The sequence below is a fragment of the Vreelandella andesensis genome, assembly GCF_003989795.1.
GTDB lineage: Bacteria > Pseudomonadota > Gammaproteobacteria > Pseudomonadales > Halomonadaceae > Vreelandella > Vreelandella andesensis.
The window spans coordinates 1-12297 of sequence record NZ_RZHG01000031.1 but is presented as its reverse complement, the minus strand read 5'-3'; the positions used below and the strand labels follow the sequence as shown (position 1 = coordinate 12297).

The window sequence follows — 12297 nt, the reverse complement described above, 5'->3', positions numbered from 1 at the left end:
CAAAGACAATGGTGCGAACCGTAATGTCCGCAAGTGACAACCCTTTTTACACGGCGGTAGCGATGATTCTGGGAATGGATCAGGGGTTAATCGCTATTGTGACGCTATCACTTAAGGTATCGCTGATTGCCGTGCTTATCGCTAGCCTGCTGGCGTTGCCGTTGGGCGCAGCGCTAGCCCTGTGGCGCTTTCCTGGCCGCAATACATTGATTGTGCTGCTTAATGCGCTAATGGGCCTGCCCCCAGTGGTCGCCGGGCTATGTGTTTATCTGTTGCTTTCCCGCGCGGGGCCGCTAGGTCAGTTTGGGCTGCTGTTTACGCCGACGGCCATGGTCATTGCGCAAGTCATTTTAGTGTTTCCGATTATTGCTGCACTTACCCGCCAACAAGTAGAGGCACTGCATAACGAATACGCCGAACAACTACGCTCCCTGGGTCTTAATCAGCTGCGGATGATGCCCACATTGCTGTGGGACGCACGCTTCGGGCTATTAACCGTTATTCTCGCTGGCTTTGGCCGCGCCAGCGCTGAAGTCGGCGCGGTAATGATTGTCGGTGGCAATATCGATGGCGTCACCCGTGTCATGACCACCAGCATTGTGCTGGAAACCAGTAAAGGGAACCTACCTCTCGCGCTGGGCTTGGGCATTGTGCTGCTTAGCCTTGTGACAGTGATTAATGCGCTGGCCCACATGGTCAGTGAAACAGCCAAGAGGCGGTTAGGATGAATGCGTCTTTTTTTCCACCACCTATTTTACCATCTATTTCACCACCTCTGGTGGCGACCGTGCCAACGCTGCACTTTGGACAGGCCAGCTTTGATCATCGTGGCCATCGGTTACTTGCTCCCACTACGCTGACACTATCGGGCTGCCAACGCACACTTATCATGGGGCCCAACGGCGCGGGTAAAAGCCTATTAATGCGCTTAGCTCATGGCTTGCTAACCCCCAGTAGTGGCTATGTCAGTTGGCAAGAAAAAACGCCCACCCAAGCCATGGTGTTTCAGCGGCCAGTGCTACTGCGCCGCTCGGCGATCAATAACCTGACGTATGCACTGGCAGTTAGTGGAGTGCCGCGTCGGCAGCGCAAAGACATGGCCCTGGAAGCACTCGAAAAATTTGGCTTAGTCGCGCTTGCCAAGCGCCCCGCTCGAGTGCTCTCCGGCGGCGAACAGCAGCGCCTTGCACTTGCTCGTGCCTGGTTACTCAATCCTGCCGTGCTGTTTTTAGATGAGCCTACTTCTGCCCTTGACCCCGCCGCTATCAAGGCGGTTGAAGATGCGGTGAATGAATTTCATCGCAATGGTACCCGCATCATTATGACCACCCACGATTTACATCAAGCCCGCCGCCTAGCCGATGAGGTGGTATTTATGTATGGCGGCCAAGTGCTAGAGCACACGCCTGCCCATCGCTTTTTTGAAACGCCAGCTTCCACTCAAGCGGGAGCCTTTCTTCGCGGCGAACTTGTTGGCTAGCCCCAGGAGCACCCGATGAAAAAAACCACAACGTTAGCCACCGCTCGCTTAATAACCTCAGGATTAGTCGGCCTTTCGTGGAGTGCCTCACTACTCGCTGATGATGATTTCATCATCTTGGCGTCAACGACGTCGACTGAAAACTCAGGGCTCTTTGACGCGATTATCCCTACCTTCACCGACACCACGGGCATTGACGTGCGTGTGGTCGCCGTAGGAACAGGGCAAGCGTTTGAGATTGCCCGCCGCGGGGATGCCGATAGCATGTTGGTGCATGACACGGCTGGCGAAGAGCAGTTTGTCGCCGATGGCTACGCCAGCGAGCGTCTAGACGTGATGTATAACGACTTTGTGGTTGTTGGGCCAAGCGATGACCCTGCCGGCATTAGCAATAGTGATAATGTCATCGATGCGTTTTCACGTATCGCGAAAAGCGAATCCCCCTTTGCCTCTCGGGGAGATGATAGCGGCACTAACCGCGCCGAGCTGCGTTTATGGGAAGGCGCCGGGGTAGCCCCACAAGGGGAATGGTACCGCGAGTTAGGTAGCGGCATGGGGCCAACCCTAAATACCGCTGCAGGCATGAACGCTTACACGTTCACTGACCGCGCAACTTGGGTGGCATTTCAGAATCCCCAAGATTTAGTACTACTGTTTGAAGGCGACGATGCGCTGTTTAATCAGTACGGCAGCCTGCTGCTTTCTGAACAGCAGCACCCGCACTTGAAGCACGATTTAGCGGCCCAGTGGCACCGGTGGCTGGTGTCGGAACAAGGTCAGCAAGCGATTGCCGATTTTGCTGTCAACGGCCAACGGTTATTTTTCCCTAACGCGCTGCCATCCTCTAACACACAATAGCCCCGCTCCTTACGTAAAAGCCGCCTTGGTCTCAATGACCAAGGCGGCTTTTCGATTTCAACTAAGCTACTGTACTAGCACAGCAAAATTCAGCGCAGCAAAGTTTAGCGTAGCACGTCGCGAATATCGTTAGCTTCCCAATGCGGAAAATGCTTACGTACCAGCACGTTCAAGTCACGCTCGAAAGCCGCCCAATCGGTAGCGCCTGCCTGCTCACGTGCATCGGCTGCTCCACGAATCATGCCCGCCCCAACCGTGATGTTGTTCAGCCTGTCGATGATGATAAAGCTGCCGGTGCCTGGACTTGTGCGATAGTCATCTACTGGAATCGCAGCCGTTAACTCTACCTGGCAGCGAGCAATTGCATTTAACCCCAGCGAATCCGTGGTATGTCTTTCAAGTGTATTAACGTCAATCTGGTACTCGATAGCGCTTACCTGACCAGACAGATCGCGGGTGGCAAGCTTAAAGTCATACAGTTTACCTGGTGCCAGTACGTCTTCATGCATCCATACGATATCGGCCATAAACGCATTAGAAAGCGGTAACTCGGCATTGGCACTGACAATCCAATCACCGCGAGAAATATCAATCTCATCTTCCAAGGTAACGGTAATTGCCTGACCTGGGTAAGCAGCGTTTAAATCGCCGTCAAACGTTACCACTCGGGCAACCCGCGACGTTTTACCCGATGGCAGTACTTTTATTTCTTGTCCCGGATGCAAAACGCCTGCTGCTAAGGTACCGCAATAACCGCGAAAATCCAGATTCGGACGATTAACGTACTGAACTGGCAAACGTAAATCAGTGAGGTTTTGGTCACGGCTAATTTCGACACTTTCCAGTAGCTCAATCAGCGTTTTACCTTCATAGTCCGCACCGAAATACCAAGCGGTCTGATCACTTGGGTTAACTACGTTGTCGCCGTTCAATGCCGACATCGGTACAAAGCGAATATCCGGTGCGCTAAGGTTGGTGGCAAACGCGCGGTACTCATCAACAATTTCGTTGAAGCGCTGCTCTGAGAAATCCACCAAATCCATCTTGTTAACCGCAATGACCAAGTGCTGAATACCCAGCAAATCAGCGATAAAACTATGGCGACGGGTTTGAGTCTGCACACCATAACGGGCATCAATCAAAATAATCGCCAAGCTGGCGGTTGATGCGCCGGTGGCCATATTGCGGGTGTACTGCTCATGCCCTGGGGTATCAGCAATGATGAACTTACGCTTTTCGGTTGAGAAGAAGCGGTAAGCAACATCAATGGTAATGCCCTGCTCACGTTCTGACTGTAAACCATCTACCAACAGCGCCAAATCGACTGTGTCACCGGTAGTGCCGCTTGTTTTAGAGGCTTGTGTAATCGCTGCCAACTGATCTTCAAAGATCATTTTAGAGTCGTGCAGCAGTCGCCCGATCAGCGTGGATTTGCCATCATCAACGCTGCCGCAGGTGATAAAACGCAGCAGATCTTTGTTTTCATGCTCGTGAAGGTACTGCTCGATATTGTCAGCAATTAAATTGGATTGATGAGCCATGTGACCTACTCCTTAAAAATAGCCTTCGCGCTTTTTCTTTTCCATCGAACCGACCTGATCACGATCGATAGCGCGACCGCTGCGTTCACTGGTTTTGGTCAACAGCATTTCTTGAATAATCTCAGGCAGCGTGGCCGCCGTTGACTCTACAGCGCCAGTCAAGGGGTAGCAGCCCAGTGTTCTGAACCGAACAAATTTTTCTTCAGGCACTTCACCCGGCGCCAGGGGCAAACGGTCATCGTCAACCATGACCTGCATGCCATCACGCTCAACCACTGGACGCTTGGCAGCGTAGTAAAGCGGCACAATAGGGATCGACTCGAGATAGATGTACTGCCAGATATCCAACTCCGTCCAATTCGAAAGCGGGAAAACGCGGATTGACTCGCCCTTGTTAACGTTGGCGTTATACACATTCCAAAGCTCAGGACGCTGGCTTTTGGGATCCCAGCGGTGGTATTTGTCACGGAAGGAGTAAACGCGCTCTTTCGCGCGTGAGGCTTCTTCATCACGGCGCGCGCCACCAAACGCCGCATCAAAGCCATGTTTATCCAGCGCTTGCTTCAACGCCTGGGTTTTCATGATATCGGTATATTTTGCGCTACCGTGATCGAAGGGGTTGATATTGGCAGCCCGCCCCTCTTCATTGGTATGCACAATCAACTCCATCCCCGCTTCTTTTGCCATGCGGTTACGGAACGCGATCATTTCACGAAATTTCCAGGTGGTATCCACGTGCATCAACGGAAATGGTGGTGTCCCTGGGTAGAAGGCTTTGCGCGCCAAGTGCAGCATTACTGAGGAGTCTTTGCCGATGGAGTACATCATGACGGGGTTACTAAACTCAGCGGCAACTTCTCGAATAATGTGGATCGATTCCGCTTCTAACTGCTTTAAGTGGGTCAAACGTGCCGCGGCAGGTGTGGCGGGCGCCTCACGCTGGGACGCCGACGGCGCAGAAAACTGGTTCATTACCTACTCCCTCACAAAACGGTGCTTGCACGTGCAAACGCTACTTTCCGCCTAACGGTAGCGTTGCCGAAAGACGGTTATTTGCGAGTAGGGTAACGCCGAGCCATTAATAACCCAAAAGAATTAATAACTATCTTTTTATATCTTTATTGCCTAACAGCATTATGCTAGGTAAGAGGCTATACGAGAACACGCTCAATCCAGGTCTGCCAATTATTACCATGAAGGTCAATAATCCGGTAGCCGGGGCGGGAGGCTTCATCGATGGCAAACTGTTCAGCGCCTGGCAAGAACTGATCGGCAGTAGCGGGACAGCCATACACCTCAATCTCGGCATCCGCAGTACGATGCGGCTGGGCATAAGCTTGGTGGGCATGACCAAACAGAATGATTTTAACCTGAGAGTAGCCGTTTAACCGTTGCCAAAACGCATCACGATCCTTGAGACCAATCGCGTCCATCCACGTAGCGCCAACATCAACAGGGGGATGATGCATCACAATCACAGTTGGGCGGTCATCTTCTTCTAGGCGCTCAGCCAGGGCGTTTAAGCGCTCGGCACCTAATTCACCATAAGGCTGACCTTCAACGTGGGTATCCAACAGCAGTAATCGCCACTGCGCCAGATCAACCTCTTCCACCAACGGGTGCTCCGCTTGCATGAAAGCTAGCTGGTCATGATTGCCAGGAATCCAGAACCATGGGCACGGCAACGATGCCAGGGCTTGGTGCGCCAATGCGTAGGAAGCCGCCGTTTCGTCTTGGCTTACATCGCCGCTCAATACGACGACGTCAGGCCGTTCAGCAATCACCGCTTCCAACACACGTTCAAACTGCTGCCACGGAATCCCCGCTCGTGAACGAGCCGCTTTATCGGCATGCAGGTGCGAATCGGTAATCTGAATAAGTCGCATCAAGGCAGCTCCGGCATATCATAGGCATGGCCATGGGCTAAGCCATGCGCCAGCCACTCGCCCAGAAAGCGATTTAGCTGCAGCTTTTCATCGGGCTGGTGCATTCTGGCGTTCGGATAACGGTAGCGGCCGCTGAAGTGTCGCTCACGCTGGAAATCTGTCACTTCTGCCATACGCACATCATGGTAAAGATGGACACGCATTTTGGGGCCTTCAATAACGGCATCCAGTGGCCCGCTCTGGGTCACCTCCACCATGGTGGTATAAGGCGCCTGCTCCAGAATCTTAAGATGTAAATCGCCGAAATGTTGGTCGTCGCCATGCAGCGCAATATCACGTTGCTGGCCACTTTCCATATCACCTACCAAACGAATCATGCGCATATAGTTAGCGCTACACTCGCCCTGCAGGGACTTTAAATCGGTGACATAAGCGGTTCTAGCCATGTTCACTCCTTTTCAGATTCGCTTGGCGTTGTCGCTGCTCGATGAGAAGCAGCGCGAAGCGAAGCACGCTGGCCCGCTAACCAATGTAATCCAATCAAACACATGGCGTTGTCGAGTCTTCCCTGCTCCAGGAGTTCCCATGCGGTTGGAAACGTCACCAAATGAACACGAATATCTTCGTGCTCATCATCCAGGCCATGAATGCCCCCCATCCCCTGGGTGTCGACAAAACCGCAAAATAGTGTCACGCGTTCGTTACACGCACCCGGGCTTGGGTAATAGGTATGCAGTTTCGTCAACGCGCCAACCCGACAGCCAGACTCTTCCATGGCTTCACGGCGGGCAACTTCTTCAAGGGGTTCGTCTTTATCTGCCAGCCCCGCCACCAATTCTAGCTTCCAGGGGGAAAGCGGATCGTCAATCGCGCCAGCACGAAACTGCTCAACAAGCACTAACGTATCGCGATCAGGATCGTAAAGTAGTACGCCAACGGCATCGAAGCGGTTATGCACCTCACGACGCATTGTGCCGCTCCAGCCGCCTTCAAAGAGACGATGACGCAGCTCTAAAGCTTCCAAGCGGAAAAACCCCTGATAAAGGGTATCACGCTGAATAAGCTCAACATCGTCTCGGCCTAACTGAGGCGGCGCAGACGCATTGGGCACTAATGAATCAGGGCTAGATGCCATGCAGCACTCCCAGTGTTAACAATCGTTCCATTATCAATGCTTACTACTGGGAATGCCAATACGCGTATCAACCTTAGTGCTGGTTTAGCTGCTAAAGCTCGCCGAGGAGCGCCTCGGCATCCTGGCGCAGGGCCTCATCAGATGCTTGGCGGTTATCACGCGTAGTACCGCTCGCTGCGCGCTGGGCATGCTCGCGGGCAGCTTGGGTATTCCCCTCTTCTTTCAAGAACGCCGCATAGTAATAGTTCACATCAATACCGTCTGGGCGAATCTCCAGCGCGCGTTGAAACATACGTTCTGCGGTATCGCTATTGCCAAAGCCTAACGGCCTGCCTGGCGCACGGTCGTAAAGCGCTCCTAGCGTGACATAGGCTGATCCATTGCCCCCTTGCGGGTCGATCTCAATAGCTCGCTCCAATACGTCGCGGGCATCGCCAGCGGTGCCTAATGCGCCAAGCCCACCACGTTCACGGGCGTAGGAAGCCAATACAATGCCCTGCCAAATCAACACCTCCGCTTGATCAGGATGTTGACTGGCTAATTGTTCAGCCTCACTGACCAGCGCTTTTAACGTACTTTCGCGCTCGTTAGCTGGCATCTGCGTAACGGTGTGCTCCCAGCGATTTTTAAGCGAGAAGACGTCGCTTTCATAAGCCGATACGCTGAATGGGACAAGCGCCAGCGCACTGGCTAACGCCGCCGCAATGAGTAAACGAGAAAAAGGGGGTGTGCGCATAATAGGCTCCTGGTTTATTTTTGTGCTGTTTTAACAAGTAATACGTTTAATTGTGGGGCCTTAAGTCACCCACTCCGTTAATGTAACGAACGTTTGAATGAATCGCCAACTAAAACCACTTTGTGAACAACACTGTCATTAGCGTAAGCTGGTACTCTTTGTGGAGGTAAATAACGCAATGAAAGGCCGAAATATGACGCGCTGGCGCGATCCAGCCAAAGACCCGCGCCAAGCACCGAAGAGCAACCTGATTACTGCAGAGGGCGCGTCCCGCCTGCGCGCTATCCTGGATCACCTATCACGGGTTAAACGCCCTGCTATTTCGGCCAAAGTCGGCGAAGCCGCCGCTCAAGGCGACCGCAGTGAAAATGCCGATTACACCTATAATAAAAAAGAGTTAAACCGCGTTATTGCCAGAATTGGCTACCTAACGAAGCGTTTGGATGAACTGCAAATCGTTGATCGTTTGCCTGCCGACACCAGCAAGGTGTTTTTCGGCGCTTATGTAAGTTTGGAAGATGAAAACGGCGAAGAAGTGCATCTTAGAATTGTTGGCCACGACGAAATCGACACTAAAAAACGCTGGATCAGTATCGACGCCCCCATGGCCAAAGCATTGCTAGGGAAAGACGTGGGCAATGATATTACGGTGCTCACGCCCAACGGCGAGACGTTCTACACCATCACGGCGATTCGCTACGCTGGCATGTAAGCAAAAGGCTCTCTTTGAACCAAGGGCAACTGCTTACCCCTTACGTGCCCGATAGACTTTAAAGCGCCGATTATCTGCCAACGTTTCAACGTCTTGAAACACCCGTTGCAGATGATCTGGATAAGGTAAAAAGCCATTCGCTACGATCACCAGCTGCCCTCCCGCCCGCAAATGCGCGGGGGTTCCGCTGATCAAACGTTGACTCGGGCCATAGGTAATCTCTCGCTCCTGGTGAAACGGCGGATTACTCACAATCAGATCAAACTGTTCACCTTCAAGCGCTGAATAAACGTCGCTCTCTATAACTCGACCGCTAAGCTGGTTGGCTGCCAGCGTTCGGCGGCACGCTTCCACCGCAAAAGCACTGACATCCACGGCGGTGACCTGATGGCCTCGCGCGGCAAGCCAAGCACTGATAATGCCATCTCCACAGCCCATATCCAGCACGGTGAGCGGCTTTTTGGGCAAGCTGGTCTCTATGCTTTCCAGCATTAAACGCGTGCCTTCATCGACCTTGCCATGACCAAATACGCCAGGATGGCTAACCAACGTCAGGTTCAGTGCCTCAAAGCGTTGCCAAGCATCAGCTGGCTGTTCCATTGCCACCGTACGAGTGGCAAATAATGAACAACGACGCGCGTTATCAAGCTTATCGCAGCGCATGCCCAACTCGCTCAGTATTTTAGGCACGCGTTTGATGCCGCCCTGGTGCTCGCCAATAACATCGACCGGGGTGTTGTCAGGTAGCACATGGCATAGCCATTTTAGCCACCAGATCCCCAGCTGATGGGCTTTCGGCCAAAAAAGCACTATCTGCCCAGCCTGCTGGCAAAAAGGAACATCAAACGGGCTTGCTGCTGGTTTACCGCTGGATGACCAGTGCTCGCGAAGCGCTACATCGCCACTAATCATTGCTGTGGAGTGGGCTTGTAACCATGCATCAGCCGGCGGCGCAACAGGCCATAAATTAGCCGATTGGCCATAGAAACGTTCAAGAAGTTGGCAAGCGGGCAGTTGAGCGCTCATACATCAGCCTCGGGTTTAGTGAAGGTATAAAGTAAATAGCGGCCTAGCCGCCAGTGAGGGTCTTGGCGGCAATACTGCTTTTCGAGCGCTAGCAGCGTTGCCTGCTCGTTTTCTTGTGCGGGGGGATGGCGTAAATAATCCTGAAAAATGCGTATCCCGGCAACGTCCTTCATGGTTAGGCCGTTAGCCGCTCCCCACTGGCACATTTCATCGTGAGTGACCGGAGAAATAGGTGTTAAACGCTGCCGCTTGCCTTTGCCTTCTAACTGGTCGCTCAGCGCTTTCTGTAGGTTACCTTTGATGACGTTGGAAAAACGCAACGCATCGCGATTAAACACCATCAGGCTTAACTGCCCACCCGGCGCAAGAAGGCTGGCAAGCGTTTGCACAGCCCGCGCCGGCTCTCCTAGCCATTCAAGAACAGCGTGGCAAGTGATAAGCGGCCAAGGGCCAGGCGCATGTTGCAGCAACGACTGAAGTGGCGCGGCAAGATAACGAAGTTGCTCTGGCGGCCAAGCCCCTGCGGCACTTCGCTCGGTATGCCACGCACGGGCATGGGCCAACATATCTTCGGAAGGCTCAGCCATGGTGACTGAGTGGCCACGCTCAGCAAACCACGCAGAAAGCTGCCCCAAACCGCCACCCACATCAAGCACAGGCTGGCCTGTCAGATGCAGCATTTGTGGCAGCAAATAATCCAACATCGCTAGGCGCAGCTCGCCACGGGGCGCTTGATAAAGCGAACGAGAGAACTTATCGACCAAGCCGTCGAAATAGCGATCTCCCGCTTGGGTTAACTCATAGCTTTTTGATGTATTAGTAGGATGCATACATGGCGCCAAGCGTCGACTCAAAGCCGCGTAGTTTACCCTGCTTAAGCGTCAAACGCTTGTGGGCATACACAACACTGCCAATCATCATGCTGTTCCATCGCGGCTGCCAGCTGTAGCAGTTGCTTATCCTCCCCCAAACGCCCTATCACTTGCACGCCAACGGGCAACCCATTGTCCGCCACATGGAAAGGTACTGACATAGCAGGCTGGCCAGTAAGGTTTGCGAGTTGCGTAAACGGGGTACGGCTTAGCGCATCCACCGCCAAGTGTTTCAACATTCCTGCCTTCAGTGCCAACGTTGGCAGACCTGGAATGGCCAACAGGGACATCAACCGCTCGCGAGCCGCGGTGGGATACAGCTCTCCTATTTTGGGGGCAGTATCCGCGGCTACCGGCAACACCAAGGCATCATAGCGCTGGTGAAACTGGCTCATCTGCTCGGCGGCCGTATTCCAATAACGTTTAGCTAGCTCGTAATCACGGGCCGGCAGCTTGGCGCCCAACCTGCCAATCGCACGGGTAGCCGGCTCAATAGCTAACCGATGCACCGGCACACCAGTTTGCTGGCTTACCCACTGAAGGTCAGCGGCTAAGTGGCCCAGGTAGAGCGTCAGGTAGCTATCTGCCACTGCTTCGCCGTCAACTGGGGGGTCACACCACTCCACTTCATGCCCCATCTCAGCCAGGGCCTTGGCGGCTTTTTCGACGGCTATTGTGACATCTGCACTTACCTGGGTGCTCAAGCTGCGACTCAGAAAACCGCCCATCGACACGGCGATACGCAACGGCTTCGAAGAGCATGACAAAGCAGCCACATAACCCGTTTCACGCAGCACAGGGTAAGGACCGGAAGGTGCCATGCCGTTGATCTGCTCTAACAACGCCGCACTATCGCGCACGCTACGGGTGATGGCATGTTCGACCACCGCGCCTTGCCATACTTCGCCGTGAGCAGGCGCAAGCGGCACCCGACCTCGTGATGGTTTAAAACCAAACAAACCACAATAGCTGGCAGGAATGCGAATAGAGCCACCGCCATCGCCTGCTAGCGCAATAGGCACCATCCCGCTGGCCACCGCCGCCGCTGCACCGCCGCTTGACCCACCAGGGGAATGGCCCTTCCGGCATGGGTTTTGCGGGTGGGGAAATGCTTTTGGCTCGGTAATACCCATTAGCCCTAATTCCGGCGTAGCCGTTTGACCCACCACCACTAATCCAGCCTCTCGCACACGCTGAATGAGCAGCGAATCTTGTTTAGGGCACCACGCTGATAATGATGAGCTTCCGAACGCTAACGGCTCCCCCGCTAGCGCCATCAGCAAATCTTTACTTAATGTCGGCACCCCAGCAAACACCGCGCTTTCTGATACGTGGTCACGCTCGTGTTTTGCTTTGTCATAGCGCGTTCTCACCACCGCATGCAGAGACGGATTAAGCGTTTCAATCGCAGCCATTGCTGCATTGAACATTTCCGCTTGGCTTACCTCTCGGCGGCGAATGAGGTCAGTAAGGCCGGTGGCATCGTATTGCTGGTAATCGTCAAGATACATCGTATTGGCTCATTGTTATTAGGGCATGACACCAAGACTAGCACTTCCAGCTTGGTGATTTGCTAAGCACCCAGCGGCAGTGTGGTAGTTTTGAAGAAAAACGATAAGAAGCATTTCCTTATGTCGCACCAATACCTGTCATTGTTATCGCCTACCTATCAGCTTCTATTTAGCCGTTGGGTTGATGCGGTCGTGCGCACTGGTGTTTATCGACAAGCGCGGAATACGCCATCCAAGCTACCGCATTGGGTGGCGATGGATAGCACGGCGTCCGCAGGACGCCTTGTGTGCTGCTGTCTTACATAAAGTAGGCTAAATTGTAAGCCATGAAAACCGAACGCGCTTTCAAATATCGCTTTTACCCCACGCCCGAGCAAGCCACCCTGCTGGCGCGGACGTTTGGGTGCGTGCGGTTTGTTTGGAATGCGGTGCTGCGCTACCGCACCGATGCGTTCTACGAGCGCCAGGAAAAGGTTAGCTATAACGACGCCAGCGCGTTCTTAACGCAGTTAAAGAAGCAGCCGGACACGGCCTTTCTGG

At 53.5% G+C, this 12297-nt stretch carries 14 protein-coding genes; 5 read left to right on the top strand and 9 right to left on the bottom strand.

All coding sequences use genetic code 11. The features are described from left to right. Positions 1-23: 23 nt before the first annotated feature. The 3 genes from ELY33_RS17325 to ELY33_RS17315 are packed head-to-tail and all read left to right on the top strand — an operon-like array spanning position 24 to position 2338. Complete coding sequence (locus ELY33_RS17325) at positions 24-728, top strand: ABC transporter permease (RefSeq protein ID WP_126949161.1); 705 nt, start codon at positions 24-26, stop codon at positions 726-728. Further along, positions 725-1480 carry an ATP-binding cassette domain-containing protein gene (locus ELY33_RS17320; protein WP_126949160.1) on the top strand — a complete coding sequence of 252 codons (756 nt, stop codon included), beginning with the start codon at positions 725-727 and terminating at the stop codon, positions 1478-1480. The genes ELY33_RS17325 and ELY33_RS17320 overlap by 4 nt, the downstream gene beginning before the upstream one ends. A 15-nt stretch (positions 1481-1495) precedes the next feature. After that, positions 1496-2338 carry an ABC transporter substrate-binding protein gene (locus tag ELY33_RS17315; RefSeq protein ID WP_126949159.1) on the top strand — a complete coding sequence of 281 codons (843 nt, stop codon included), beginning with the start codon at positions 1496-1498 and terminating at the stop codon, positions 2336-2338. A 104-nt stretch (positions 2339-2442) separates the two neighbouring features. On the opposite strand, the gene cysN is transcribed toward ELY33_RS17315, so the two are convergent. The 6 genes from cysN to ELY33_RS17285 form a co-directional block, all read right to left on the bottom strand. Further along, positions 2443-3879 carry a sulfate adenylyltransferase subunit CysN gene (gene cysN, locus ELY33_RS17310; protein ID WP_126949158.1) on the bottom strand — a complete coding sequence of 479 codons (1437 nt, stop codon included), beginning with the start codon at positions 3877-3879 and terminating at the stop codon, positions 2443-2445. Between the two features lie 12 nt (positions 3880-3891). Beyond that, positions 3892-4851 carry a sulfate adenylyltransferase subunit CysD gene (cysD, locus tag ELY33_RS17305; RefSeq protein WP_126949157.1) on the bottom strand — a complete coding sequence of 320 codons (960 nt, stop codon included), beginning with the start codon at positions 4849-4851 and terminating at the stop codon, positions 3892-3894. Between the two features lie 179 nt (positions 4852-5030). Beyond that, on the bottom strand, positions 5031-5765 hold the full coding sequence (locus ELY33_RS17300; protein ID WP_126949156.1) for a phosphodiesterase: 735 nt from the start codon (positions 5763-5765) through the stop codon (positions 5031-5033). Further along, positions 5765-6211, bottom strand: coding sequence for a DUF1249 domain-containing protein (locus tag ELY33_RS17295; RefSeq protein ID WP_126949155.1), 447 nt, complete (start codon positions 6209-6211; stop codon positions 5765-5767). Before ELY33_RS17295 ends, ELY33_RS17300 begins: the two co-directional genes overlap by 1 nt. 2 nt (positions 6212-6213) lie before the next feature. Next, positions 6214-6900: an NUDIX domain-containing protein gene (locus ELY33_RS17290; RefSeq protein ID WP_126949154.1), complete on the bottom strand. Its 687-nt coding sequence runs from the start codon at positions 6898-6900 to the stop codon at positions 6214-6216. 91 nt (positions 6901-6991) lie between these two features. Further along, a complete protein-coding gene (locus ELY33_RS17285; RefSeq protein ID WP_126949153.1) occupies positions 6992-7636 on the bottom strand; it encodes a hypothetical protein in 645 nt (214 codons plus the stop codon). Positions 7637-7814: 178 nt separating this feature from the next. Here ELY33_RS17285 and greB point away from each other — a divergent pair, with 178 nt between their 5' ends. Continuing rightward, positions 7815-8348, top strand: a complete 534-nt coding sequence (greB, locus tag ELY33_RS17280) for a transcription elongation factor GreB (protein WP_126949152.1) — start codon at positions 7815-7817, stop codon at positions 8346-8348. A 33-nt stretch (positions 8349-8381) separates the two neighbouring features. Here the strand turns inward: greB and ELY33_RS17275 are convergent, their stop codons facing one another. From ELY33_RS17275 to ELY33_RS17265, 3 genes are read right to left on the bottom strand one after another with little or no spacing between them, the layout of a single operon-like run. Beyond that, the gene (locus tag ELY33_RS17275) at positions 8382-9374 is read right to left on the bottom strand and encodes a class I SAM-dependent methyltransferase (protein WP_126949151.1); all 993 of its coding nucleotides are present in this window, start codon (positions 9372-9374) and stop codon (positions 8382-8384) included. After that, the gene (locus tag ELY33_RS17270) at positions 9371-10204 is read right to left on the bottom strand and encodes a methyltransferase domain-containing protein (protein WP_126949150.1); all 834 of its coding nucleotides are present in this window, start codon (positions 10202-10204) and stop codon (positions 9371-9373) included. Before ELY33_RS17270 ends, ELY33_RS17275 begins: the two co-directional genes overlap by 4 nt. 44 nt (positions 10205-10248) lie before the next feature. Next, a complete protein-coding gene (locus tag ELY33_RS17265) occupies positions 10249-11757 on the bottom strand; it encodes an amidase (RefSeq protein ID WP_126949149.1) in 1509 nt (502 codons plus the stop codon). Positions 11758-12083: 326 nt separating this feature from the next. Between ELY33_RS17265 and ELY33_RS17260 the strand changes: the two genes are divergently transcribed. After that, a partial coding sequence (locus tag ELY33_RS17260; RefSeq protein ID WP_167470115.1) for a helix-turn-helix domain-containing protein occupies positions 12084-12297 on the top strand: 214 nt, incomplete at its 3' end.